This is a genomic window from Brevundimonas sp. GW456-12-10-14-LB3, from assembly GCF_059424365.1.
This window is the reverse complement of record NZ_JBWKZJ010000030.1, coordinates 1-22,747: the sequence shown is the minus strand read 5'-3', so window position 1 is coordinate 22,747 and position 22,747 is coordinate 1. Positions and strand designations below refer to the sequence as shown.

Genomic DNA, 22,747 nt, shown 5'->3' with positions numbered 1-22,747 from the left:
CGCCGCCTCAAGCTCCGTGGGCGGCGGGAAGCTCCAGCACCGCCTTCAGCCCGCCCATGTCGCTGTCGCCCAGCGTCAGCCGCCCGCCGTAGGCGCGGGTCAGGTCTTCGACGATCGACAGACCCAGGCCCGATCCGGGCGCGCTTTCGTCCAGCCGGGCGCCGCGCTTCATCACCGCCTCGCGCTGATCGGCCGGCAGGCCCGGTCCGTCGTCCTCGACCACGACGATCATCTGGCCCAGGCCGTTGCCCCCGGCCGAGACCCGCACCCGCCGCCGCGAGAACTTGGCCGCATTCTCGATCAGATTGCCCAGGATTTCCTGCAGGTCCTGACGTTCGCCCAGGAAGGCCAGGTCGTCGGGCGCGCGCCAGTCGATCTCGACCCCCTTGTCGCGGAACACCTGTTCGATCATCACCGCCAGCTCGTCCAACACCTCGGGCACGGGCGTGGTCTCGCCCAGGCCGTGGGCGGCGCGGGCGGCGGCGCGGGCGCGACGCAGATGGTGATCGACCTGGCCCTGCATGATCTGGGTCTGGCGACGCACCAGTTCCGGCAGGGCCCCTTGCGCCGTCCCGGCCTCGGCCAGCATGACGGAGATGGGCGTCTTCAGCGCATGGGCCAGATTGCCGACATGGGTGCGCTGGCGGTCCACGACCTCCTGATTGTGGTCCAGCAGATTGTTGACCTGTTCGGCCAGGGGCTGGATCTCCAGCGGATAGGCGCGTTCGATCCGGGCCGCCTGGCCCTTGCGGACCGCCGCGATCTCATTCCTCAGATCATAGAGGGGCCGCAGACCCACCTGGACCTGGATGAAGACCGCCGAGACCAGGCCGAAGCCCAGCAGCAACAGGGCGACCCAGGTCACGGTGGCGAACTGGCGCGCATCCGCCTCGACGTTGGAGCGGTCGATTCCGACGAAGAAGACCACCGGCGCGGCCCGCCCCGGCAGGGACTTCATGCTGGCGGCGATCCGCAGCGGCTCGCCCGCCGGACCGACGGCGTTATAGGTGATGGTCTGGCCATAGGCGTCGTCCAGCCGCGCCGGCAGGTCCGGCGGCGCGACCAAGTCTTCGCCATACAGGGAGTCCGACCGGGTCAGGATGCGCAAGCCCCCCGCCAGGGTCGGCTCGGCCGTCATCCAGTATTTGCCGGAAAAGACCCGCAAGGTCGGGGCGTCCATGATCTGGGGCGTCATCACCGTCCCGCTGGCGGTGACGGTGCGCACCACCAGTTCGTCGGTCGTCTCGGCCAGGACGTTGCCCAGGCGGCGCAGAGCCGATTCCTTGAACTGATTGGTCAGGACCAGGCCCGTGGCGACCAGAGCCAGCAGGATCCAGCCGGAGGCCAGCCAGATCAGCCGCCGCGTCAGCGACCGCCCCGGGCGGCCGAACCATCGGCCCCAGCCGGCGCGCCTCGTCCCCCCGTCTCGGTTCATCGACTCAGGGTCACGCCGCCTCGGACTCGCCGGCCAGGGGCGCCAGCCGATAGCCCAGGCCCCGCACCGTCTCGATCCGGTCCGAGCCGATCTTCTTGCGCAGTCGGCCGATGAAGACCTCGATGGTGTTGGAATCCCGGTCGAAGTCCTGGTCGTACAGATGTTCGACCAGTTCGGTGCGGCTGATCACCCGGCCCTGATGCATCATCATATAGTGCAGCAGCCGGTACTCCAGCGAGGTCAGGCGCAGGGGCTCGCCGTTGACGTTGGCCCGCGCCGCGCGCGGGTCCAGCCGCAGGCCGCCGCACGACAGGGTGGCCGAGGCGATGCCGGCCGAGCGGCGCAGCAGGGCCCGCAGCCGCGCCAGCAGCTCTTCGGTATGGAAGGGTTTGGTCAGATAGTCGTCGGCCCCCGCGTCGAAGCCCGACACCTTGTCCGACCAGGCGCCGCGCGCCGTCAGGATCAGGACCGGCGTGGCCTTGCCCTCGCGCCGCCAGCGCTCCAGCACCGACACCCCGTCGATCTTGGGCAGGCCCAGGTCCAGAACGATGACGTCATAGGGTTCGGTGTCGCCCAGGAACCAGGCCTCCTCGCCGTCGGCGGCGTGATCCACCGCATAGCCGGCGTCGGCCAGGGCGCCCTTCAGCTGCCGCGACAGATCGGCGTCGTCTTCGACCAGCAGGACACGCATCTTCAGTCTTCTCCCATCACGCGGCCCGAGCGGGCGTCCACGCGGATATCCGCCACCCGGCCGCCGGGATATTCCCAGCGCACCACCACTGTGTCGCCGCGCGGGCTGACGCCCAGCATCCGGCCCTCGCGACCGGCGCCCACCCGGCGCACCACGGCCCCCAGGTCGGCGCGAGGCGCGTCCACGGCCCGACTGTCGCGCGGGGGCGGACCCCGACGGTCCTGGGGCCCCTCGCGATCCTGATCCCGCGACGCCTCACGCGACTGGGCCGAGACCTGGGTCGCGGGAACCAGGGTCGCAGGGACCAGGGCCAGGACGGCGGCGATGAGGAGGGCGCGGGTGCGGGTCATGGGGCGGTTCTAGGCGGACGGCTCTGAACAGCCGCTGAACAAGGGTGTCGGAAAGGGGCCAGACTGATGAAAATCCCCGTCAACCGCCCTTACACCAAAGACGGCCCGCGCCAAAGACGGCGGAGTGCGCCCCGTTCGCTCGTTTGACGGGGGCGAACGACGGGGGCGAACAGATGAACGGCGCCTGAAACGCGCCGTTCAGATCGGGCTCAGGCGGGGCGTGGTCTCTTGGCTTCATCGGCGCTCCCCCTCGGAGCGTCCCCAACGCAAGGATTGATCCGATGCTGAACAAGAAAGCCCTCATCCCCGCCCTGGTCCTGGCCGCCGCGGCCTCGGCCGCCCTGCCCGCCGCCGCCCAATCCTACGGCCCTCATGGTCGTCCGCATCACGCCCAGCCCGCCGGCTACGGCTACGGCCCCTCGGTCAACGTCCGCATCGACCAACTCGACCGCCGCATCGACCAGGGCCTCCGCACCGGCCAGCTGAGCCGCCGCGAAGCCGGCCGTCTGCGCGCCGAACTCAACAGCGTCCAGCGTCTGGAAGCCGGCTACCGCCGGGGCGGCCTCAGCGGTTGGGAGCGCGCCGATCTGGACCGCCGCCTGGATCGCCTGGCGGCCCAGGTCCGCTATGAGCGCCGCGACTGGGACAATCGTCGCGGCTGATCGCCCTCTCCCGGCCTGAAAACCAAGACGCCCCACGCCCGGTCCCTGCGGACCGGGCGTCTTTCCTTGTGGGCCTACAGTTTGATGAAGGGCTGCATCAGCTTGCCCAGCCAGCCGTCCAGCTGGATCTGGCCGTCCAGGGCCACGACGCACAGGCAGGGATCGGGCGAGACCACGCGCGGCTGGTGCAGCACCTCGCCGTCCGCCTCTTCGAAATCGCCCGGCTCGAACAGCGCCGTCTCGGTGGCGTAGGCGCCGTGGATGACGCAGGTCAGCTCGATCCCGCCATGGGTGTGTTTGGGCGTCTCCCGCCCCGGCCCGATCTCCAGCAGGATGACGCGGCAGTCGCCGTCGCGCGGCGCATGGACGTCGCGGGCGCGCATGCCCGGTCCCAGCCAGCGCCACGGCCCCAAGGCGTAGCGGCGCAACGGCTCGGGCAGGCCGGCCATGTCGTTCAGCGGCGTGGAGGCCAGAACCTCTCCGGCGTCGGTCTCGGCGCGCGCCATCACCCGCGCCAGGGCGTCCTCGGCCAGGGCCTGAGGCTCCAGCTCGTCCAGCAGACGGCCGCCTACGGCCTGAAGCGCCCTGACCCAGGCCTCGTTCTGGGGCCGCATCGCCAGATGGGCGGCGACCACCACCGCCTCGGGCGGGCTCAGGGTACCGGCCGCATAGGCCAACAGCCGCTCTTCGGAGGGATTGTGCGCGCCGGTCACGCCGCCCCTCCCTGTTCGTCGTCCAGCAGGGTTCTCAGCTTGATCATGGCCTTGCGAATACGCGACTTCACCGTGCCCAGCGGCAGTTCCAGCCGTCGGGCGATTTCGGAATGGGGGTTGTCCTGAAAGAAGGCCAGGCGCAGCACCTCGATCTGATCGGGCGAAAGCCGCGCCATGGCGGCCTTCAGCCGGGCGGCGTTTTCGGCGGCCAGAACGACCGTGTCGGGCTGTTCCGGCTCGTCCTGAACCAGGTCGATCTCGGGCAGGGGCAGACGCCGCGCGTCCTGGCGCAGCACGTCCAGCCGCCGGTTGCGGGCGATGGTGAAGATCCAGGTCGCGGCATGGGCCTTGGTGCGGTCGAACAGCTCGGCCTTGCGCCAGACGGTCAGCATGGCGTCCTGGGCGAAGTCCTCGGCCGCGCCGGCCGTGGCGCCCGCCTTCATCAGATAGGCCTTCAGCCGCGGGGCGAAATGGTCGAACAGGCGCGCGAAGGCGTCCCGATCGCGTCGCATCGCCACCGCCTCGATCAGGCGGTCGAAATCGTCGCCCGCCGGGATCACGGGCGTCCGAATCGGCCGAAGGATGGAAATCTGCTCATGCATCGACCCTAATACGGTTCAGGTCGAAGTCTGGATCATTTCGTGATCCGCCGCAGAGCGGGCGGCGTATCGTCGCAAACATCCGCCCTTCTGGAAACCCAATGCCCCCTTCAGCCGCCGTACAGACTGGTCCCCGCCTGCGGATCGCCGTCGTGGGCTCCGGCGTCTCGGCCCTGTCCTGCGCCTGGCTGCTGTCGGGCCGTCACGACGTGACCCTTTATGAGCGCGAGGATCGGCTGGGGGGCCATTCGAACACGGTCGACGTCCGTTCGGCGGAGGGCGAGACGGCGGTGGACACCGGCTTCATCGTCTTCAACGACGCCACCTATCCGAACCTGATCGCCCTGTTCGCCCATCTGGGGCTGAAGACCCAGGCCACCGACATGTCCTTCGCCGTCTCCCTGGATCAGGGCCGGTTCGAATATGCGGCGCCGGGCCTGTTCGCCCAGCGCCGGAACATGCTGCGCCCGCGCTTCTGGTCGATGCTGAGCGAGATTCTGCGCTTCTATCGCTCGGCGCCGGAAGGGCTGGCGGCCCTGGCCGACAGCGACGTGACCCTGGGCGACTATCTGAAGCGCGAGGGCTTCAGCGAGGCCTTCCGCGACGATCACCTTCTGCCCATGGCCGCCGCCATCTGGTCGTCGCCGGCCCATACGCTGCTGGACTATCCGGCCGAGTCCTTCCTGAGGTTCTGCGGCAATCACGGCCTGCTGAAACTGGTCGGCCGGCCGCTGTGGCGCACCGTGGTCGGGGGCAGCCGGGTCTATGTCCAGGAACTGGCGCGCCAGATTTCGGCCAACCAGATCGCGGCCAACCCGGCCGCCGCCGGCCGCGGCGGCGAGGGGTCGCGCCTGGGCCGGGCCGTGAGCCAAGTCCGACGGATCGAGGGCGGGGTTCTGGTTCAGGACGCGACCGGGGCGACCGAACGGTTCGACCATGTCGTCATCGGCGCCCACGCAGACCAGGCCCTGGCCATGCTGGCCCAGCCGACGGCGCGCGAACGCGAGCTGCTGGGCGCCTTCCGCTACAGCCGCAACCTGACCATATTGCACACCGACCCCGGCCTGATGCCTCGCCGCCGCCGGGCCTGGGCGTCGTGGAACTATATCGGGGCGGACGACGGCCTTTGCGTCACCTATTGGATGAACCGGCTTCAGGGCCTGCCGGGCCAGGACCTGTTCGTCACCCTGAACCCGCCGCGCCCGCCGGCAGCCGGGACGCTGCTGCGCAGCGAACTGTACGAACATCCGATCTTCGACCCGGCCGCCGTCCGGGCGCAAAAAGACCTGTGGAGCCTGCAAGGTCACGGCGGCGTCTGGTTCTGCGGAGCCCATTTCGGCGCCGGCTTCCATGAGGACGGTCTTCAGTCGGGTCTCGCCGTCGCCGAACAGCTGGGCGGGGTGCGCCGCCCCTGGACGGTCGAGAACGAGAGCGGCCGCATCCATCTGACGCCCGGCGCCGCCCCCTTGGCGCGCGTCGCGTGACGGGGGCGTCGGCCCTCTATGTCGGCGGGGTCTTTCACACCCGTCTGAGGCCCCGGCGGCACCGGCTGAAATACCGCGTCTTCTGGCTGATGCTGGACCTGGACGAGATCGACGCCCTGGACCGGCGGCTCAAGACCTTTTCGCGCGGCCGGTTAAACCTGATGGGCTTTTACGACCGCGACCACGGCGACGGCTCGGGCGCCCCGTTGCGCGGCCAGATCGTCGCCCGCCTGGCCGAGGCGGGGATCGACGTCGGTTCCGGCGCGATCCGCCTCCTGACCATGCCGCGCGTTCTGGGTTTCGTCTTCAACCCCATCAGCCTCTACTACTGCCATCGGGCCGACGGGGGGCTGGCGGCCATGGTCTATGAAGTCACCAGCACCTTCGGCGAGCGCCGGTCCTATGTCCTGCCGGTCCCTGCGGCCGAGGTCGACGACGACCGGTTCCGCCAGCAGACCGACAAACGCCTCTATGTCTCGCCCTTCATGGGGATGGAGATGGACTATGTCTTCCGGGGCCGCCCGCCCGGCGAGACCCTGAGCCTGGCGGTCGACGGGCGCGACGCCCAGGGCCTGTTGATCGCCACCGCCATGACCGGCCGCCGTCGCCCCCTGACCGACCGCGCCCTGGTCGCCGCCGCCCTGTCCATGCCGCTGCTGACGCTGAAGGTCGTCGCCGCCATCCATTGGGAGGCGCTGAAACTGTGGCTGAAACGCACCCCCCTGACCCGCAAGCCGGCGCCCGAGCCGGGGGTTCTGGTGCTTTAGAGCCTGATCCGTTGAGGAGGAACCGCTTCGCGGTTCCGCTGAAACGGTGAATCAGCCTCCAGATTTAAAGCGAGAGCATGATTCACGCTTCTGTCGGAACCGCGAAGCGGTTCCGTCCGAAACGATCATGCTCTAGCGCAGACGGTCGATGATCAGACGCGCTTTGACGCCACTGCGCCGGGCTCATAGGGGGCGGGCTGGGCGTTGGGCTTGACGTCGCCGACGACGGTCCTGGCCTTGTCCGACAGGTCCAGTTTCGAACTGGGCGTCTCGCCGAACAGTTGCAGCACCAGGGCGGTCCAGGACGGCGCGGAGGTGTCGGCCATCATCCACAGCTTCTCCGCCTCGGCGAACTTGGGGTCCGCCTTGACCGCCGGGTCCGTCTTGGCCTTCGCCATGAAGTCCTGAACCTTGGACAGGGCCTCCATATTCTTCTTCCAGCTGTCGAGGTCGGCGTACTGCCGAGAGCCGTCTCCGTATGTGGGACTTAAAATGAAATCGAATATGATCTGCTGGTCTTCTGATGAGTATGAATTAACGAATTTCACCTCGTCCGCAGGACTGAGGTCTAAGTTCATCATTTCCGTTCTTATAGAATCTATTTTCTTTCTGAACTCGCTGTTGCTGATCTGAAGATATATCGGCGTCGTCTCCGTACCTGACCCCTTGAACTTTCCGTCGAGAAACATCCGGCGCTCCTCCAGAGCCGCCGCATGCTTGGCCTGTGTGGTGACGTTCCCGCTCTCATCCGTAATGATCGCGGCGAGGGTCCGCAGCCGCTCCATGTTCTGCGCGAGATTTGGCGCGGCGTCGGATTTGGGCGCGGCGGCCGAGGCCGCAGCCGAAGGCGGTTTGGGATTGAGGGCGTCGGTCATGGCGGGCTTCCCTGAAGGAGAAAGAGATCGCAGATTGCGATCTCTTCCCTTTTAAGACGTAAACCGATCAGAGACCGGAGACCTTGGCGTCGGCGTAGTATCGGCCGGTCGACGCATTGGTCGATGTGGGCTCGAAGGTGCAGACCGCCGTGGTGTTCTCGCCATAGGGGGTGGCGGTGAAGCGGAACGACCAGACGCCCTTGGACGACAGGGTCATCGTGGTGGTGAAGGTGTTGCATCGAGGGCCCGCTTTCCCTGGCCCTGGGCCGAGGCGGCCCCGCGACGGCCGGCCGGCGATCAGGGCGGCGCCTGAAACAAGCAAACGACGCATGTGACGACATCCCCATTGCAGACGGATCAGCTCCGTCGGCCAAGTAAAGACACAACCTGGGGGATTCTAAAAGCTCAGATGTCGATGCAAAAACCCTTAGCACGCACAACCTACGGGCGCTTCAACTTAAAAAATTCTGAGTTGCGGTGCTAAATACTTTTCGGCCTGGGGGGCGCCGCCCGCACAGGGCGTGCCGGGCGCCTCACGACGGGCGGACGGCGCGTCGTGCAGAGGCGTCCGGGGCCAGGGGCGCGATCGGAGGATGGGCGGGAAACTGGAGCGGGCGATGGGAATCGAACCCACGACATTCAGCTTGGGAAGCTGACGTTCTACCTCTGAACTACGCCCGCGCGCCTGTTTCCATAGACGGGGCGGTGGCGGGGCTCAAGGGCTTGGGGCAGTATGGGCGCGCAGGGGAGCGCCAGAGCATGAACCAGGGTGACGGACAGGGGCCGCAGGGCTTGGCCTTCGGCTGTCTGGCGGCGGCCCTGACGGCCGCAGCGGCGGGGGCGGCGCTGTGGGTGGTCTTCGTCTGGGACGTCAACCAGGCCTGAGCGCCGCCGCCTGTCGCCTTATTCTACCGTTTCGACCGCCACGCCGCGCGATTGCAGGATGGACTGGACGCTGTCGTCGCCGGTCAGGTGGGCGGCGCCCACGGCGATGAAGGCGGTGCCGGAGCCTTGCAGCAGGGTCTGGATCTGGTCGGCCCAGTCGGTGTTCCGGTCGACCAGCAGCACCTTGTACAGTTCCGGCGCATCGGTCTTCATTTCTTCGACCACGATGCGGTCCAGAGCCTGGACGTCGCCCTTGGCCCAGGCCTCGACCATGGAGTCGAGCATCTCCACCGCCTCGTCGAAGTCCTTCAGGGTTTCGCGCAGGAACTCCAGTTGGACGTCGTCCGGCAGTGTGGCCAGCATGCCGACCTGTTTCTCCAGGGTCTCGAAGCCGTGCAGGCGCTTGCCGGCGGCCTGGGCGCGGGCCTTCAGGGCCAGTTCGACGCCCGACTGAGGATCATAGCCCGCCTTGACCAGGGGCGCGACCGAGAGGGACAGGGCGGCCAGCCAGGGTTTCAGCGGATCCAGCTGAGCGGCCGAAGCGCCGATGGTCTTGGCGGCGACGTCCAGCTGGGCCACTTCTTCGGGCGTCAGACGGCTGGACAGGGGCGTCTGGGGCGACAGGCCGTACTGCTGGATCAGGGGCATCATGGCCGCCTGGTCTTCGGGATTGGTGATCTCGAACCAGACGTCCGAGGCGCTGTCGAAGGCGGCGTTGACGCGCGGGCTGGCCCAGCCGGTGGTCGGGCGAAGCACATGGACCGAGCCGAACAGATAGAGGGTCGAGTCCGCGTCCTTGATCACCCACAGGGCCGGCCCCTGGCCCTGGATGGCGGGCGCGGCGGCCGGGGCGGCCGGCGCCGGGGCGGCCTGGGCCAGAACCTGGGTCGGCGCGCCGGCGATGGCGAAGACCAGCGCCAGACCGGCGGCGACGCCGACGGCGCCTTGGGCCAGGTTGGAGACGGAGGATTTGAGACGTTTGGCGAGGGTCATGGGTGTTTCCTTCGTTTAAAAAGACAGGGGTGGACAGGGGGGTCAGGCCAGGCCGCGTCGGGTGGACACGACGGCGGAGACGAAAAGATAGAGGGTCATCAGGACGGCGTAGACGTCCCAGGCGGTGATGGGCGCCAGCAGACCCAGCCGTTCGCCCGCCGCCCACAGGAACAGCAGCCCCTGGCCCAGGAAGAAGGTGGCCGTCGCAGCCTCAAGGGTGGCGCGGCGCAGCAGTTCGTCGACGCTGCCCCAGACCTTGAGGTTCAGGGCCGTGTGGGCGGCGAACAGCAGGACGATCAGGCCCAGGGCGATCGCCGGCGCCAGTCCGATGACGGCGAAGACCATGGGCAGCAGCAGGATGAAGCCGGAGAAGCCCATAACCGCCGCCTGCAGCCGCGCCTGCCGGCCCTCCTCGGCCGAGGCCGGCTCCTCCATCCCGTACATCTGCGCCAGACGACGCGGGTCGAAGCTGATCAGGATGACGGCGGCGGCGCCGATCATCAGGGCGACCCCGGTCAGGGCGGCCATGGCGTCGGACCAGCGAAGCTCCACGCCCTCCAGGGCGTCCGGCCCGATAAGCTGCGGCAGGACGGAGCGGCCGAAGACATAGCCGGCCGCGCCCAGCACCGCCCCGATGCCGAAGGCGACCAGGATGCGACGCGGGATACGGGAAGTCCTGGGAGAAGAGACGGTCATCCGTGGGTCTCCGGTTCCGAAAAGATGGATTCGATGGGTTGTTCGAAGATCCGGGCGATCTTGAAGGCCAGCGGCAGGGAGGGGTCGTAACGCCCCGTCTCCAGCGCATTGACCGTCTGACGCGACACGCCCAGCAGTTCGGCGAGATGGGCCTGGGACCAGTCGCGCTCGGCCCGCAGCACCTTGAGGCGGTTGTTCATGGTTCAGCTCCTCACCGCCGCGCCAGCCACCACCAGCCCCAGACGACGCCATAGCCGATCAGCATCAGGGTCATCAGACCCACGGCGCCGGTGGCGGCATAGGCGGCGGGATCGGTGCGCCCGTCGAACCAGGCGGGCACGGTCAGCCGAGCCGCCGGCGGCGTGGAGGCCAGGATGATGAAGACCCCGCCCACCGCCAGACCGCCCGATCCGCCGTAGAACCAGGAGGCCTTGTGGGCCTCGCGCGCCGCCTCGTCGATACGGGCCATCCAGGCGACGCCCAGCCACAGGGACAGGGCCATCATCAGCACAGCCATGACGGCGGAGATGATCAGGAGGGCGGCGTCCTCGGCGATCAGCCCCTTGTCCGAGGCCAGAACCGCAATGACGCCGCCGACGACGACCAGCACCACAATGGCGAGAACGCCGGCGAGCGAGAGGGCGATGATTTTCCAGAGGCCCTTGGCCATGACAATGCTCCTTGTCGTTATGACAAGGATGCTTGTCTCACCGTGCGTCGATTATGTCAAGCGACCTTGTCAAAGAGACAAGGTCAGTTGTCTGACGGCCCCGTCAGCTCCGGCCGAGTGATCAGGCGCGGCTGGGTTTCGACCTGGGCCAGGGCGGGGATTTCCTTGCCCTCGTGGTCGACCTGCAGATCCTCGAACCGGCGGGCGGAGACCATGACCTGGCTCTCCAGCGAACCGACGAACTGGTTGTATTTACCCACCGCCTGATCCAGCGCCCGACCGACCGCCGAGGCGTGGCCGCCCATGACCGACAGCCGCTTGTAGAGTTCGCGGCCCAGGGCCGCGACCTTGTCGGCGTTGGCCGCCTGTTCCTCGGCGCGCCAGCCGTAAGCCACGGCCTTGCACAGGGCGAACAGGGTAGAGGGGGTGGCGATGACGACCCGCGATTCCATCGCGTCCGACAGCAGGTTCGGCGCATGGTCGAGCGCGGTGGACAGGAAGCTGTCGCCCGGCACGAACAGGACGACGAAATCGGGGCTGGGCTTGAACTGGTCCTGATAGGCCTTGGACGACAGCTGGCGCACATGGGTCTTCAGGCTGGCGGCGATGCGCAGGCCGACCGACCGGGCGCGCGCCTCCTCGTCCCCCTCCTCCTCGTCGAAGGCCAGGGGCACCTTGGCGTCGATGACGAACAGGCCGCCGCCGGGCAGGCGCACCAGGAAGTCGGGCCGATTCTGCCGCCCCTCGTCGTCGGCGCTGGAGGTCTGTTCGGTGAAGTCGAACCGCCCGGCCATGCCCGCGGCCTCCAGCACATTGCGGCAGGTCTGCTCGCCCCAGCGGCCGCGCCGCCCGGTGTTGCCGCGCAGGGCCTCGGTCAGTTTGCGCGCCTCGTCCCGCGTGGCCGACGAGGCGGCCATCAGCTGGGTCAGCTGTTCCTTCAGGCCGCCGGTCTCCTCGGCCCGGGCCTTTTCCAGCGCCGCCACATGTTCCTGAAACTTCGTCAGGGTCTCGGCCACCGGCTTCAGCTGGGCCGCCATCCGCTCGCGCGCCAGCTGGTCCTGGGCGCGGAAGGTCTCGGTCGCGCGCGTCACCATCTGGTCCGCGACCGCCTGGGCCGACTGAGCCGCCTGGGCCTTCAGCAGCTCGCCCATGGTGACCCGGCTCTCCTCGACCAGGTCGATCCGCACCTGGGCGGCCGCCAGATCCCCCCGCGCCCTCTGCCAGCCCATAAAGGCCCACAGAAAACCGCCCCCGAAAGCAAGAGCGACAACGGCGAGGATCAGGACGAGCATGTTCATGCTCCGTTCCTAGCTGGAGTCGGCGGCTCGGGGAAGACGCGAGCCTAGGCCGGCCGCCTTGCCCGCAGGGCCTGGACGATAGTGCCGTCGTCCAGCCAGTCCAGTTCGCCGCCCACCGGCACGCCGCGCGCCAGGGAGGTGACCTGGACGTCCGGGCCGGCGATCCGCTCGGCGACATAGTGGGCCGTGGTCTGGCCGTCGACCGTGGCGGGCAGGGCCAGGACGACCTCGCGCACGGCGCCGCCCTTCACACGGCCGACCAGTTCGGCGATGCGCAGATGTTCGGGGCCGACGCCGTCCAGAGCGGACAACAGCCCCCCCAGCACATGATATTTGCCGCGGAAGGCGCCGGACCGCTCCATGGCCCACAGGGCGCCGGCCTCCTCGACCACGCAGATCAGGCCGTTGTCGCGGGCCCCGTCCGAACAGACGGCGCAGGGGTCGCGCGTATCGGGCGCGCCGCAGACCGAGCAGGAGACCACCTTGTCGGCCGTCTCGGCCAGAGACGCCGCCAGCGGCACGAGCAGCTGCTCGCGCCGCTTCAGCAGGGCCAGGGCCGCGCGCCGGGCCGAGCGCGGTCCCAGGCCCGGAAGCTTGGCGAGAAGGGAGATGAGCCGCTCGATCTCCGGCCCGGCGGAGGCGGCCATCAGAACAGTTTCGGCATTCCGGGAATATTCATCCCGGCCATGGGGCCGGCGGCCTCACGCATCAGGGCGGCGTTCACCTCGTCCAGCTTGCGCTTGGCGTCGGCATGGGCGGCCACGATCAGATCGGCCAGGATCTCGCCCTCGCCGGGGGTCAAGAGGCTGTCGTCGATCTTGATCGCCGTGATCTCGCCCGCGCCCTTCAGGGCCACGCTCACCAGCCCGCCGCCGGAGGAGCCCTCGGCGGTGGTTTCGGCCATCTTGGCCTGGGCGTCCTGCAGCTTTTGCTGCATCGCCTGGGCCTGCTGCATCAGTTGGGTCAGGTCTTTCATCCTGCCTAGATAGGACGAAGCCGCGTCTTGCGACAGGGGGCGGCGGGCGCGCCGGTCCAGATTCAGAAACGATGGATTGCCGTATTTGCACTTGTGACAGTTGCTGAAGGGCCTAAATAAGCACCAGACTTTGTTGCTTTTGCAGATCAGGACGCACTCCCATGGCCTATGACGCTCTCTCCCCCCGCGACCTCCCTCTGTCGGACGCCGCCCTGGCGCAACTCTTCACCGAGGCGCGCACCCGCAACGCCTGGAGCGACCGACCGGTCGCGCCCGAGCTGCTGAAGAAACTTTACGACCTGACCAAGTTCGGCCCTACGGCCGTCAACGCCGGCCCGGCCCGCTTCGTCTTCGTCACCTCGCCCGAGGCCAAGGCCCGGCTGATCCCGCTGATGAGCGAGGGCAATCGCGCCAAGACCCAGCAGGCGCCGGTCAATCTGATCCTGGCTCAGGACCTCGACTTCCACGACCATCTGCCGACCCTGTTCCCCCATGCGCCGGGCGCGCGCGACTGGTTCGCCGACGAGGCCGGACGGCGCGAGACCGCCTTCCGCAACGCCTCGCTCCAGGGCGGCTATCTGACCATCGCCGCCCGCGCCCTGGGTCTGGACGTCGGCCCCATGTCGGGCTTCGACGCCGCGGGGGTGAAGGCCGAATTCTTCCCCGACAGCCATGTCGAACCCAACTACATTCTGAACCTGGGTTACGGCACGGACGAGAACCTGTTCCCCCGCTCGCCGCGCCTGAGCTTCGACCAAGCGGCGCAGATTCTCTGAACCCTGTCCGACGTCAAAAAAAGGGGCGGCCTTCGCAGGCCGCCCCTTCTTCTTTTGTCTGCGCCTGACCCTCAGTGGACCGTCGGCACACTCGTCACGGCGGGCTTTTCGACCGGGATTTCGATCTCGGTCCCATCGGAAACCGGCGTCACCGGCACCGAGACCGAAGGCCCGGCGTTGGGGAAGTTGTTCTCGTCGCGGTTCGGCGCGACCCCCTTCTCCAGCAGGTCCTTGATCTCCTCGCCCGACAGGGTCTCGTACTCCAGCAGGGCCTGGGACAGTTTCTCGTGATGCTCGGCCTTTTCGGTCAGTATCTTGCGCGCCTCGTCCCAGCCCGAGGCGACCAGACGGCGGACCTCCTCGTCGATGGTGCGGGCCGTCTCCTCGGACACGTTTTGGCTGCGCGCGACCGAATGGCCCAGGAAGACCTCCTCCTGGTTCTCGCCATAGGCCACGGTGCCGAGCTTTTCGGAAAAGCCCCAGCGCGTGACCATCGCCCTTGCAAGCTTGGTCGCCTGTTCGATGTCGGACGAGGCGCCGGAGGTGATGTTCTCCTTGCCGAAGATCAGCTCTTCCGCCACCCGACCGCCGGCCATGATGGCGATCCGGTCGATCATCTGCTGGTACTTCATCGAATAACGGTCGCCTTCCGGCAGCTGCATGACCATGCCCAGGGCCCGGCCGCGCGGCACGATGGTGGCCTTGTGCACGGGGTCGGCCATCTTGACGTTCATGGCGACGATGGCGTGACCGGCCTCGTGATAGGCGGTCAGGCGCTTTTCTTCCTCGTTCATCGCCATGGAGCGACGTTCCGAGCCCATCAGCACCTTGTCCTTGGCGTCTTCGAAATCGCGGTGCGTGACCATGCGACGGTCCTTGCGCGCCGCCATCAGGGCCGCCTCATTGACCAGATTGGCCAGGTCGGCGCCCGAGAAGCCGGGCGTGCCGCGCGCGATGGTCTTGACGTTGACGTCGGCGGCCAGGGGCACGTCCTTCATATGCACGCGCAGAATACGCTCGCGCCCCGAGACGTCGGGGTTGGGGACCACCACCTGGCGGTCGAAACGGCCGGGACGCAGCAGGGCGGGGTCCAGGACGTCCGGGCGGTTGGTGGCGGCGATCAGGATGATGTTCTCGGAGGCTTCAAAGCCGTCCATCTCGACCAGCAGCTGGTTCAGCGTCTGTTCGCGCTCGTCATTGCCGCCGCCCAGGCCGGCGCCGCGATGGCGACCGACGGCGTCGATCTCGTCGATGAAGATGATGCAGGGGGCGTTCTTCTTGGCCTGTTCGAACATGTCGCGAACCCGCGACGCGCCGACGCCGACGAACATCTCGACGAAGTCGGAGCCCGAGATCGAGAAGAAGGGCACGCCCGCCTCACCCGCGACCGCACGGGCCAGAAGCGTCTTGCCGGTGCCGGGAGGGCCGACCAGCAGGGCACCCTTGGGAATCTTGCCGCCCAGGCGCTGGAACTTGCCGGGATCTTTCAGGAATTCGACCACCTCGGTCAGTTCTTCCTTGGCCTCGTCCACGCCGGCGACGTCGTCGAAGGTCTTGCGGCCCTTGTGCTCGGTCAGCAGCTTGGCCTTGGATTTGCCGAAGCCCATGGCCCCGCGCGCCCCGCCCTGCATCTGGCGCATGAAGAAGATCCAGACCCCGACCAGCAGGGCGATGGGCAGGATGCCCATCAACAGGCTCATCCAGATCGACTGGCGCGTGGTCTTGGCGTCGACGTTGACGCCGTTGGCCAGCATGGAGTTGACCAGCTGCTCGTTCGGATAGGGGGTGGTGGCGGAGAAGCGGCCGTCGTTCTTATAGACGCCGGTCACCTGGTCGCCGCGCACGGTGGCTTCCTTGATGTCGCCGGCCTCGACCCGCTGCACCAGCTGGGAATAGGTGATGGTCTCGGGCCGGCCGGCGCCGGGGCCGCCCTGGGCCGCCATGCCGGTCATGGCGCCGCCCTGCGACACCGCCGCATAGACCGCCAGCAGGGCCAGGATGATGACGCCCGTGATCGCCAGATTACGCAGGTTCATTGAGGTCCTCGGTCGTCCGCCGGCGCCCTCTGGCCCGACGGCTGGATTGTCAGTCTCGGAAAATAGGCGCTTCCGCCGCGTTACGCCATGGCGGCGCGATCAGATCGTCCTCATGCGTCGTTTCGCCCAGCGCCAGTCTGAGCCGTTCAGGCGCCAGATCGCGTCGCCGCACGGCCGGGCTTGCAAGAACCGGGGCGCCTTCATCGTCCCGGATCAGCACGGGCTCGGCGCCCCGCGCCGCCGACGGCAGCCGCCCCAGGGCCGCGCGGTCCGACGGGGCCAACTGGGCCAGACGGCCTCGCGCCGCGCCGACGCGCCAGCCCGCTTCGTCGGCTTCAAACACGAACCGGCCGTCCCAGACCGTCTCCGCCCCTGGGACTAGGTCCAGGTCGGCCCGCGCCGTCCGCGCCAGTTCTCCGGCTTCGCGCATCATCAGGACCGTCCGCCCCTCGGCCTCGACCCGTGTGCCGCACAGGACGGCGGCGAAATCCTCGCCGTCGCGCAGTCGCCTGATCAGCCGCTCCAGCCTTTCGCCGCGCGGCGGCGTCGATCCGCCCCCGATACAGACCAAGGCCGTCGCCAGGGCGCGGGCGTCGATGTCGCGCCTCGTCTGGGCCAAACCCTCCGCCGAGAAACGCACGCCCACAGCCGCCTCGGCCCTGATCGCCGGCGCGGGCTCGGGCGGAGGGACCGCATCCTGCAAGGACGGCTCGGCCAGCCTTCGCCGCGCCCGGCTGCGGCTGAAACGCGGGTCGGCGTTGGCGGGGTCTTCGATCCAGTCGGCGCCCTGATCTCTCAGCCAGGCCCGAAGGGTCTCGCGCCGTTCGCCCAGCAGGGGCCGCAGCAGCATCAGCCCCCGCCCCTCGGGCCAGGCCGGCGAGGGCGCCCATTCGCGCACCCGCCCCAGGGTCGAGCCCTCGGCCCGCATCAGATCGGCCTCGGCTGCGTCGTCGGCGGTGTGGGCCATCAGCACGACCCGCGCCCCGGCGGCCCGCGCGGCCTCGGCGATCAGCCGGTGCCGGGCCGCCCGCGCCGCCGCCGTCAGGCCCGCAACAGGCTTGTCCCCGGTCCAGACCAGACCCCGCCAGGCGCAGCCCGCAGCCTGGGCCGCCTCGCCCGCGAACCGGGTCCAGGCGGGGCTGTCGGGATTCAGTCCGTGATCCACCGTCAGGGCCAGAACCGGCCGGCCCCGCGTCTGGGCCCAGGCCGCCGTCATCCGCATCAGGGCGATGGAATCCCCGCCCCCGGACAGGGCCAGGGCGACGGGTCGGTCGTCATCGACCGTCAACCGATCATCCAGCCGCGCAAACAGCCGGGACTGGAGCCCCCCAGTCCGGCCGCCCGGCGCGACCGTCAGCTGCACCCGCCGGCGGTCTTCATCTGGGCGGCGCGGGCCTTTTGCGGATCCGAGGCCGAGGGGGCGTAGCGGCGTGTGAACTCCGCCAGGGCCGCGCAGCCTTGCGTCTTGCGGTCGGTGGCGAACAGGGCGTCGGCCAGTTTCAGCGTCGTATCGGCCGCCCAGCCGATGCGCGGCCAGTCCTTCAGGGCCGCCGCGTAGAAGGCCACGGCCCCCGCCTTGTCATTGGCCGAGACGCGGATGTCGCCCAGGCGGGAGTTGGCCTCGCGCGCCTGGGGGGTGTCGGGCCAGGTCACGACCACCGTCTCCAGCGCCCGCGCGCCGCGCGCCCGGTCCTCGCCCATCAGCCGCACGGCCGCCGCCAGGTCCTGACCGGCGTCGCCGGTCGGGGAATTGGCCTCGATCGGGGCGTTCAGCTCGGCCGCCCGCTCCAGCTTCTCGATCCGGCCCTCGGCGTCCACGATCCGGGTTCTCAGCGCCGCATTGTCGCGCTGGGCCTCGTCCAGCTGGAAGGTCAGCCGTTCGTTGTCGCCGTTGATCCGGCGCACCGTGGCCTCCAGGTCCTCCAGCCTCTGGCTCAACAGGCCGAACTGGCCCTGGAGGGTGACCACCTCGGGGTCGGGCTCGACCAGCACCGGCTGACCGGCGGCGTTCCTCTGGGTCAGGGCGCGTTCCAGCCGACGCACATTGCGGTCCAGCTGGTCCAGCCGGCGTTTGTCCCATTCGATGGGCTGCATGATGTTGGGCGCGGCCTGCTGGGCGACGGCGACGCCGCCCCCGGCCAGAACCAGGCCGACGGCCGTCAGGGCCAGGAGACGGGGGAAGGACAGCTTGATCATGGCTTCTAGCTTTCACCGATTTGGGGCCGCCGCAAGGCGGACCTAATGACCCAGACCCAGATAGACGATGGCCGTGACGAACAGGCCGATGACGATGTTGCAGAAGAACAGCAGGGCCGCCGTCCGCCACAGGGCCGAAAAGATCGACAGACCATAGGCGCCCTTCAACTGGGCGAACATATGCGCCGGTATGACCGCCAGCCCGATCAGGCCGACGAAGCCGCCCAGGACGCCGTTGATCGTCCCGGCCAGGACCATGACCATCAGCAGCAGGGCCATGAAGGTCAGGGAATACAGGATGAAGACGCCGTGGTCGTACAGGGTGAAGCCCCGTTTCCACAGGAACAGCAGGGCCACGAACGGCAGGGAGAAGGGCACCAGCAGGAAGGCGAACTTATAGAGGGTCTGCTGCAGCTTATAGAGGGCCAGGTCCGGGTTCTGGAGCTTCTTCAGCAGCACGGCGCCCAGGCCGTGGCCCTTGACCTTGCCGTCGGCGGCCAAGTCCTTGACCTGGGCCTGCCAGGTGCCGGGGGCCAGGCCGTCGGACCGGCCGTCGCGCAGCTCGGTCTCCAGCCGGTTCAGCGACTGGCGGCGGTTCTCCACCACCCCCTCGGCGGTCTTCAGGGTCTGGGCGGCGATCGGACTGTCGTTCACTTCGGGGTCGGCGCGCAGTTCGGCGACGGTCTTTTCCGCCTCGACCAGACCCAGCCGCTGTTCGGCGACCTCGGCCTGGAGACGGGCGGTGCGTTCCGCCTCACCCTCATGCGCCCCCGGCTGGGGCATGAAGCTGAGGGCGAAGAACATGATGAAGAGGGTGCACAGAAAGATCGCCAGGGGCGAGACATAGCGGGTGCGTTTGCCCTGAACCCATTCGCGCGTGAGACGGCCGGGGTTCAAGGCCAACAGCGGCAGGGTGCGCCAGACCCGGGCGTCGAAATGCATGACGCCGTGCAGCAGCTCCTCGCCCAGATGCAGCAAGGTGCGGTGGACATGGGTCGGCTGGCCGCAGTGGGCGCAGAAGTTTCCGCTGGTCTCGGCCCCGCAGTCCGAACAGACGCCGTGGCCGGCCTCGCCCGCCTGGCCCGCCGGTTTCTCGATCGCCCCCGCGATCAGCCCGCCGGTGATGGCCCCGCCGGCTCCTTCGATATCCACGCCCTTGATCCCCCGTCGTCTTGCGAAGGCCACCTTGCGGAGGGCGGGCGGAAAAGAAAAGAGGCGCCGGCCTTTGCCGACGCCTCTCCGGTCTCGATTTCGGCTCTCGCCCCTTAGCGCGCGGCGCCCGAGACGATGGCGGTGTGGGCGTTGCGGTTGCGGGCCCAGGCCTCTTCGTTCGAGCCTTCGGCGATCGGGCGCTCCTTGCCGAAGCTGATGGTGTCGATCCGGCCGGCGGGCACGCCGCGATTGATCAGATAGGTGCGGACGGCCTCGGCGCGGCGGGCGCCCAGGGCCAGGTTGTATTCGCGGGTGCCGCGTTCGTCGGCGTTGCCCTCGATCCGCACCGTGACCGACGGATAGCGTTGCAGCCACTGGGCCTGGGCGTCCAGGCGCGGCATGGCCTCGGGCCGGACCTCATAGGAATCCAGGTCGAAATAGATCCGGTCGCCGACATTGACGACGAAGTCCTGTTCCGTGCCGGGGGCGGCGGCGCCCATATTGCCGCCGGACACCGGGCCGGTCGGGGCGGTCGGATAGGCCGGGCCGGTCGGGGCGGTCGTCGCGGGTTCGGTCGGCACGACGCCCTCGACCGGCTTGCGGGCGCAGGCGGCCATGGCGGCGACGGCGCAGCCGACCATGGCCACGGTCATGATGCGGGATTTTTTCATCGGGTCGTCTCCTGAAGGATTATGAGGACGGCGGCCTCAAGCTTGGCCTTAAGTTCTGCCCTTGGCGGATTTTGGGCGCCAGGGGCGATAACGCAGTGTTGAGCCGAATGGCTCCGTCTGACGGCGAACGGCGTCACGCGACGCCGGCCGACCTCAGGCCGGGCAGCTGTCGGGGCCCTGGCCGAAGCCCAGGTTCGACGGCGGCGCATCCAACAGCGGCGACCAGGCCGGGTCGGTGCCGCGGCCGTTGTAGCCCGCCTGGGCCACCACCCGACCCGACAGGTCCACCGTCCACAGCCGGGTGTCCCCGCCCCGCGTCTGGCGGGCGAACATCACATAGCGGCCGTTGGGCGCCCAGTTGGGCCCCTCTTCGAAATAGCTGGACGACAGGATGCGCTCGCCCGAGCCGTCAGAGTTCATCACCCCCGTCGAGAACCGGCCGCCCGACTGTTTGGTGAAGGCGATCAGGTCGCCGGTCGGGCTCCAGGACGGCGCCGTATAGACGCCGCCGCCGCGCGAGATCGGCCGCTGGCCCGAGCCGTCGGCCCGCATGACATAGAGGCGCGCCGTCCCCGACCGGTCCGAGTTGAACACGATCTGGCTGCCGTCCGGGCTGAAGGAGGGCGAGGTGTCGATGCCTGGGTCCGACGTCAGCCGCGACAGCTGGCGGCTGCGCAGGTCCATCACATAGATGTCGGTATTGCCGCCCCGGATGATCGAAAAGGCGATCTTGTTGCCGTCGTTGGAGAAGCGCGGCGCCAGCACCTGGCCGTCGAACTGACCCAGGCTTTCGCGCCGGCCCGTGGTCAGATTGTACAGATAGATCCGGCTGTAGTCCTTGCCCAGCGCCACATAGGTGATCTCGTCCGGCTGGGAGGCCGAAAAGCGCGGCGACATGATCACCTCGTCGCCCTGGGTCAGATAGACGGGGTTGAACCCGTCCTGGTCGGCGATGGTCAGGCGGTTGATCCGGTTCAGCTGCGTCCCCTCTTCGGAGACGAAGATGACGCGGGAATCGAAGAAGCCGGCCTCGCCCGTCATCCGCTGATAGATGACGTCGGAAATCTTGTGCGCGATCCGGCGCCACTGTTCGGCCGTGGCGGTGAACTGATAGCTGACCAGCTGGCACTGACGGTACGGATCATAGAGGCGAAAGCCCACGTCCACCCGATTGTCGGCCCGCGGCGTCACCGCCCCATACAGCACCGCCTGGGCGCCGATCTGGGTCCACTGGGGGAAGTTGGGCGCATTGGCCAGGGTCAGGCCGGTCTCGATGAAACCGGCCGGATTCAACGGCTCGAAGAAGCCCGACCGTTTCAGATTGCCGCTGATCACGCTGGAAATGTCGGCGCCGTGGTCGCCGCTGAAGGGCACGATGGCGATCTGGAGCGGGCGCAGCACCCCCTGGTCGATCTCGACCTCGACGGGCTGGCTCTGCTGGGGCGCGGCTGCGACGTTCTGGGCCTGGGCGGAAGAGACGGTCGTCGCCACGGCGGCGACCGAGGCCAGAAGAAGGTTCAGACGCATCAAATGCTCCCGTAAATCTCGAAAGATCGCCGACCTTATCGCCGGTTCGTATGACAATCGCCAGCTTCTCACGGCGAATGGGGCGACTTTGAGGAGGCGCGCCTCACATTGATGCGTGATGCGTGATGCATTATCTTCGGCGGCATGCGCACCACCCTCGCCATAGACGACGACGTGCTGAATGCGGCTCGCGCCCTTGCCGCCCACCAGGACCGCACGGTGGGTGAGGTGATGTCTGAACTCGCTCGTCAGGCGCTGCAAAAGCGTGAGAGCACGGTGCGCTTCCGCAACGGGGTTCCTCTTCTGCCCGATCGGCCTGGGCCCATGGTCACGCTGGAAGACGTCAACGCCCTGCGTGACGAGCTGCCTTGACCTATCTGTTGGACGTGAACGTGCTGATCGCCCTCGTCGATCCCCGCCACGTCTTTCACCATCCTGCCAATACCTGGTTCCAACGCGAAGCCGCTCCGTCCTGGGCCACCTGTCCGATAACCGAGAACGGTTTGGTCCGCATCGTCGGCAGCAGCCGCTATCGCAATCCGGTCGGCCCGCCTTCCGATGTCGTTCGGATTCTCGCTCTGCTGCGAGACATGGCTGGTCACGTCTTTTGGCCGGATGCCGTCAGTCTGGCCGACGAACGCCTGTTTGAGCCCTCGGCCCTGACCAAGCCGGAACAGATCACCGACGCCTATCTCCTGGCTCTGGCGGTCTCGAAAGGGGGCCGGCTTGCGACCTTCGATCGCCGACTGTCCCCAGACGCCGTCAAAGGCGGACGATCGGCCCTTCACCTGATCATGGACACCTGAGCCTCACCGGTTCCGGCAGGCCCGTTCGGTGTTGAAGGTCGGGCGATAGGCGCCGCCGGGAAAGCCCTGGGGCACGTCGAAGGGGGCGGTCTGGCGCAGGGCCCGCAGCGCCCCGTCCGCCGCCGCCCGATAGACTGAGGACGACTGCGGATTGACCAGGGTGGGGCCGCGCGTGATCCGCCCGTCGGCCGACAGGGTCAGTTCGACCTGAATGCGCAACTGGTCCGCCCCGGGGATGTCGCAGGGCAGGATCCAGTTCGGATAGACCTGGTTGAAGATGGCCGTGACCTGCGGCCCCGTGGCCTGGGAGGCGGTTCCCGACCCCTGCTGACCGGTCGCCGGGCGGCCGCGATTGTTGGTCGGGCGCGTCGGGCCCGCCAGGGCGTCCAGGTCCAGGCTCGGCTCCTCGCGCTTCGGCGCCGGTCGGGTCGGGGTCGGCGGGGTCGGTCGCGGCGGCGTCGGCCGGGCCTTTTCCGGCGTCGGGGGCGC

Annotated in this window: 28 protein-coding genes and 1 tRNA gene; 7 read left to right on the top strand and 22 right to left on the bottom strand. The window is 68.4% G+C overall.

What is annotated here, in order from left to right:
• Positions 1-7: 7 nt before the first annotated feature.
• Genes AC07XS_RS11965 through AC07XS_RS11955 form a run of 3 tightly spaced genes read right to left on the bottom strand, consistent with a single transcriptional unit; the run spans position 8 to position 2,476 of the window.
• The gene (locus tag AC07XS_RS11965) at positions 8-1,435 is read right to left on the bottom strand and encodes a sensor histidine kinase (protein WP_182714560.1); all 1,428 of its coding nucleotides are present in this window, start codon (positions 1,433-1,435) and stop codon (positions 8-10) included.
• A 10-nt stretch (positions 1,436-1,445) separates the two neighbouring features.
• Positions 1,446-2,126 carry a response regulator transcription factor gene (locus AC07XS_RS11960; protein WP_054764739.1) on the bottom strand — a complete coding sequence of 227 codons (681 nt, stop codon included), beginning with the start codon at positions 2,124-2,126 and terminating at the stop codon, positions 1,446-1,448.
• Between the two features lie 2 nt (positions 2,127-2,128).
• Positions 2,129-2,476, bottom strand: coding sequence for a hypothetical protein (locus tag AC07XS_RS11955; RefSeq protein ID WP_182714561.1), 348 nt, complete (start codon positions 2,474-2,476; stop codon positions 2,129-2,131).
• Positions 2,477-2,757: 281 nt separating this feature from the next.
• Here AC07XS_RS11955 and AC07XS_RS11950 point away from each other — a divergent pair, with 281 nt between their 5' ends.
• Positions 2,758-3,138 carry a hypothetical protein gene (locus tag AC07XS_RS11950; protein WP_182714562.1) on the top strand — a complete coding sequence of 127 codons (381 nt, stop codon included), beginning with the start codon at positions 2,758-2,760 and terminating at the stop codon, positions 3,136-3,138.
• A 74-nt stretch (positions 3,139-3,212) separates the two neighbouring features.
• Here AC07XS_RS11950 and chrR read toward each other — a convergent pair whose 3' ends face one another.
• Positions 3,213-3,851, bottom strand: coding sequence for a cadmium/peroxide/UV radiation responsive anti-sigma factor ChrR (chrR, locus tag AC07XS_RS11945; RefSeq protein ID WP_182714563.1), 639 nt, complete (start codon positions 3,849-3,851; stop codon positions 3,213-3,215).
• Positions 3,848-4,411, bottom strand: coding sequence for a sigma-70 family RNA polymerase sigma factor (locus AC07XS_RS11940; RefSeq protein WP_224761244.1), 564 nt, complete (start codon positions 4,409-4,411; stop codon positions 3,848-3,850). Before AC07XS_RS11940 ends, chrR begins: the two co-directional genes overlap by 4 nt.
• Before the next feature lie 140 nt (positions 4,412-4,551).
• On the opposite strand from AC07XS_RS11940, the gene AC07XS_RS11935 reads away from it, so the two are divergent.
• Both AC07XS_RS11935 and AC07XS_RS11930 read left to right on the top strand, forming a co-directional pair.
• Positions 4,552-5,934: an NAD(P)/FAD-dependent oxidoreductase gene (locus tag AC07XS_RS11935; protein WP_182714565.1), complete on the top strand. Its 1,383-nt coding sequence runs from the start codon at positions 4,552-4,554 to the stop codon at positions 5,932-5,934.
• Positions 5,931-6,701, top strand: a complete 771-nt coding sequence (locus tag AC07XS_RS11930) for a DUF1365 domain-containing protein (protein WP_182714566.1) — start codon at positions 5,931-5,933, stop codon at positions 6,699-6,701. Before AC07XS_RS11935 ends, AC07XS_RS11930 begins: the two co-directional genes overlap by 4 nt.
• 152 nt (positions 6,702-6,853) lie before the next feature.
• Here the strand turns inward: AC07XS_RS11930 and AC07XS_RS11925 are convergent, their stop codons facing one another.
• From AC07XS_RS11925 to AC07XS_RS11915, 3 genes are all read right to left on the bottom strand, one after another.
• Positions 6,854-7,576, bottom strand: coding sequence for a hypothetical protein (locus AC07XS_RS11925; protein WP_182714568.1), 723 nt, complete (start codon positions 7,574-7,576; stop codon positions 6,854-6,856).
• A 67-nt stretch (positions 7,577-7,643) separates the two neighbouring features.
• Positions 7,644-7,907, bottom strand: coding sequence for a hypothetical protein (locus AC07XS_RS11920; protein WP_152949508.1), 264 nt, complete (start codon positions 7,905-7,907; stop codon positions 7,644-7,646).
• 275 nt (positions 7,908-8,182) lie between these two features.
• A tRNA-Gly gene (locus tag AC07XS_RS11915) sits at positions 8,183-8,257 on the bottom strand.
• A gap of 78 nt (positions 8,258-8,335) precedes the next feature.
• Here AC07XS_RS11915 and AC07XS_RS11910 point away from each other — a divergent pair.
• Positions 8,336-8,461: a hypothetical protein gene (locus tag AC07XS_RS11910; protein WP_321208095.1), complete on the top strand. Its 126-nt coding sequence runs from the start codon at positions 8,336-8,338 to the stop codon at positions 8,459-8,461.
• Between the two features lie 18 nt (positions 8,462-8,479).
• Here AC07XS_RS11910 and AC07XS_RS11905 read toward each other — a convergent pair whose 3' ends face one another.
• From AC07XS_RS11905 to AC07XS_RS11875, 7 genes are all read right to left on the bottom strand, one after another.
• The gene (locus AC07XS_RS11905; protein ID WP_182714569.1) at positions 8,480-9,454 is read right to left on the bottom strand and encodes a TraB/GumN family protein; all 975 of its coding nucleotides are present in this window, start codon (positions 9,452-9,454) and stop codon (positions 8,480-8,482) included.
• Positions 9,455-9,496: 42 nt separating this feature from the next.
• Entirely contained in the window at positions 9,497-10,150 is a 654-nt protein-coding gene (locus AC07XS_RS11900; protein WP_054764729.1) for a hypothetical protein, read from the bottom strand.
• Positions 10,147-10,350 (bottom strand): helix-turn-helix transcriptional regulator, encoded by a 204-nt coding sequence (locus AC07XS_RS11895; RefSeq protein ID WP_054764728.1) that lies wholly within the window; start codon positions 10,348-10,350, stop codon positions 10,147-10,149. Before AC07XS_RS11895 ends, AC07XS_RS11900 begins: the two co-directional genes overlap by 4 nt.
• Before the next feature lie 11 nt (positions 10,351-10,361).
• A complete protein-coding gene (locus AC07XS_RS11890; RefSeq protein WP_054764727.1) occupies positions 10,362-10,820 on the bottom strand; it encodes a hypothetical protein in 459 nt (152 codons plus the stop codon).
• An 83-nt stretch (positions 10,821-10,903) separates the two neighbouring features.
• On the bottom strand, positions 10,904-12,118 hold the full coding sequence (locus AC07XS_RS11885) for a DNA recombination protein RmuC (RefSeq protein WP_182714570.1): 1,215 nt from the start codon (positions 12,116-12,118) through the stop codon (positions 10,904-10,906).
• A gap of 44 nt (positions 12,119-12,162) precedes the next feature.
• Positions 12,163-12,765 carry a recombination mediator RecR gene (gene recR / locus AC07XS_RS11880; protein ID WP_054764725.1) on the bottom strand — a complete coding sequence of 201 codons (603 nt, stop codon included), beginning with the start codon at positions 12,763-12,765 and terminating at the stop codon, positions 12,163-12,165.
• On the bottom strand, positions 12,765-13,094 hold the full coding sequence (locus AC07XS_RS11875; protein WP_054764724.1) for a YbaB/EbfC family nucleoid-associated protein: 330 nt from the start codon (positions 13,092-13,094) through the stop codon (positions 12,765-12,767). Before AC07XS_RS11875 ends, recR begins: the two co-directional genes overlap by 1 nt.
• A gap of 161 nt (positions 13,095-13,255) precedes the next feature.
• On the opposite strand from AC07XS_RS11875, the gene AC07XS_RS11870 reads away from it, so the two are divergent.
• On the top strand, positions 13,256-13,870 hold the full coding sequence (locus AC07XS_RS11870) for a malonic semialdehyde reductase (RefSeq protein WP_054764723.1): 615 nt from the start codon (positions 13,256-13,258) through the stop codon (positions 13,868-13,870).
• A gap of 71 nt (positions 13,871-13,941) precedes the next feature.
• Here the strand turns inward: AC07XS_RS11870 and ftsH are convergent, their stop codons facing one another.
• From ftsH to tolB, 6 genes are all read right to left on the bottom strand, one after another.
• Positions 13,942-15,906 carry an ATP-dependent zinc metalloprotease FtsH gene (ftsH, locus tag AC07XS_RS11865; RefSeq protein WP_054764722.1) on the bottom strand — a complete coding sequence of 655 codons (1,965 nt, stop codon included), beginning with the start codon at positions 15,904-15,906 and terminating at the stop codon, positions 13,942-13,944.
• Positions 15,907-15,955: 49 nt separating this feature from the next.
• Entirely contained in the window at positions 15,956-17,269 is a 1,314-nt protein-coding gene (gene tilS, locus AC07XS_RS11860; protein ID WP_182714571.1) for a tRNA lysidine(34) synthetase TilS, read from the bottom strand.
• The gene (locus AC07XS_RS11855; RefSeq protein ID WP_054764721.1) at positions 17,260-18,102 is read right to left on the bottom strand and encodes a tol-pal system YbgF family protein; all 843 of its coding nucleotides are present in this window, start codon (positions 18,100-18,102) and stop codon (positions 17,260-17,262) included. The genes tilS and AC07XS_RS11855 overlap by 10 nt, the downstream gene beginning before the upstream one ends.
• Before the next feature lie 42 nt (positions 18,103-18,144).
• On the bottom strand, positions 18,145-19,254 hold the full coding sequence (locus AC07XS_RS11850; RefSeq protein WP_152949500.1) for a DUF3667 domain-containing protein: 1,110 nt from the start codon (positions 19,252-19,254) through the stop codon (positions 18,145-18,147).
• Positions 19,255-19,367: 113 nt separating this feature from the next.
• A complete protein-coding gene (gene pal / locus AC07XS_RS11845; protein ID WP_152949499.1) occupies positions 19,368-19,925 on the bottom strand; it encodes a peptidoglycan-associated lipoprotein Pal in 558 nt (185 codons plus the stop codon).
• Positions 19,926-20,078: 153 nt separating this feature from the next.
• A complete protein-coding gene (tolB, locus tag AC07XS_RS11840; RefSeq protein ID WP_152949498.1) occupies positions 20,079-21,452 on the bottom strand; it encodes a Tol-Pal system beta propeller repeat protein TolB in 1,374 nt (457 codons plus the stop codon).
• A gap of 144 nt (positions 21,453-21,596) precedes the next feature.
• Between tolB and AC07XS_RS11835 the strand changes: the two genes are divergently transcribed.
• A complete protein-coding gene (locus AC07XS_RS11835; RefSeq protein ID WP_054764717.1) occupies positions 21,597-21,824 on the top strand; it encodes a hypothetical protein in 228 nt (75 codons plus the stop codon).
• Positions 21,821-22,258, top strand: coding sequence for a TA system VapC family ribonuclease toxin (locus tag AC07XS_RS11830; protein WP_182714572.1), 438 nt, complete (start codon positions 21,821-21,823; stop codon positions 22,256-22,258). The genes AC07XS_RS11835 and AC07XS_RS11830 overlap by 4 nt, the downstream gene beginning before the upstream one ends.
• A gap of 3 nt (positions 22,259-22,261) precedes the next feature.
• On the opposite strand, the gene tolA is transcribed toward AC07XS_RS11830, so the two are convergent.
• On the bottom strand, positions 22,262-22,747 hold a 486-nt coding region (gene tolA / locus AC07XS_RS11825; protein ID WP_494732673.1), incomplete at its 5' end, for a cell envelope integrity protein TolA.

Coding starts and splice junctions, on each gene's coding strand:
- AC07XS_RS11965 (WP_182714560.1), bottom strand. CDS start 1,435: ATGAACCGAGACGGGGGGACGAGGCGCGCCGGCTGGGGCCGATGGTTC.
- AC07XS_RS11960 (WP_054764739.1), bottom strand. CDS start 2,126: ATGCGTGTCCTGCTGGTCGAAGACGACGCCGATCTGTCGCGGCAGCTG.
- AC07XS_RS11955 (WP_182714561.1), bottom strand. CDS start 2,476: ATGACCCGCACCCGCGCCCTCCTCATCGCCGCCGTCCTGGCCCTGGTC.
- AC07XS_RS11950 (WP_182714562.1), top strand. CDS start 2,758: ATGCTGAACAAGAAAGCCCTCATCCCCGCCCTGGTCCTGGCCGCCGCG.
- AC07XS_RS11935 (WP_182714565.1), top strand. CDS start 4,552: ATGCCCCCTTCAGCCGCCGTACAGACTGGTCCCCGCCTGCGGATCGCC.
- AC07XS_RS11925 (WP_182714568.1), bottom strand. CDS start 7,576: ATGACCGACGCCCTCAATCCCAAACCGCCTTCGGCTGCGGCCTCGGCC.
- AC07XS_RS11920 (WP_152949508.1), bottom strand. CDS start 7,907: ATGCGTCGTTTGCTTGTTTCAGGCGCCGCCCTGATCGCCGGCCGGCCG.
- AC07XS_RS11910 (WP_321208095.1), top strand. CDS start 8,336: ATGAACCAGGGTGACGGACAGGGGCCGCAGGGCTTGGCCTTCGGCTGT.
- AC07XS_RS11905 (WP_182714569.1), bottom strand. CDS start 9,454: ATGACCCTCGCCAAACGTCTCAAATCCTCCGTCTCCAACCTGGCCCAA.
- AC07XS_RS11900 (WP_054764729.1), bottom strand. CDS start 10,150: ATGACCGTCTCTTCTCCCAGGACTTCCCGTATCCCGCGTCGCATCCTG.
- AC07XS_RS11895 (WP_054764728.1), bottom strand. CDS start 10,350: ATGAACAACCGCCTCAAGGTGCTGCGGGCCGAGCGCGACTGGTCCCAG.
- AC07XS_RS11890 (WP_054764727.1), bottom strand. CDS start 10,820: ATGGCCAAGGGCCTCTGGAAAATCATCGCCCTCTCGCTCGCCGGCGTT.
- AC07XS_RS11885 (WP_182714570.1), bottom strand. CDS start 12,118: ATGAACATGCTCGTCCTGATCCTCGCCGTTGTCGCTCTTGCTTTCGGG.
- recR (WP_054764725.1), bottom strand. CDS start 12,765: ATGGCCGCCTCCGCCGGGCCGGAGATCGAGCGGCTCATCTCCCTTCTC.
- AC07XS_RS11875 (WP_054764724.1), bottom strand. CDS start 13,094: ATGAAAGACCTGACCCAACTGATGCAGCAGGCCCAGGCGATGCAGCAA.
- AC07XS_RS11870 (WP_054764723.1), top strand. CDS start 13,256: ATGGCCTATGACGCTCTCTCCCCCCGCGACCTCCCTCTGTCGGACGCC.
- ftsH (WP_054764722.1), bottom strand. CDS start 15,906: ATGAACCTGCGTAATCTGGCGATCACGGGCGTCATCATCCTGGCCCTG.
- AC07XS_RS11855 (WP_054764721.1), bottom strand. CDS start 18,102: ATGATCAAGCTGTCCTTCCCCCGTCTCCTGGCCCTGACGGCCGTCGGC.
- pal (WP_152949499.1), bottom strand. CDS start 19,925: ATGAAAAAATCCCGCATCATGACCGTGGCCATGGTCGGCTGCGCCGTC.
- tolB (WP_152949498.1), bottom strand. CDS start 21,452: ATGCGTCTGAACCTTCTTCTGGCCTCGGTCGCCGCCGTGGCGACGACC.
- AC07XS_RS11835 (WP_054764717.1), top strand. CDS start 21,597: ATGCGCACCACCCTCGCCATAGACGACGACGTGCTGAATGCGGCTCGC.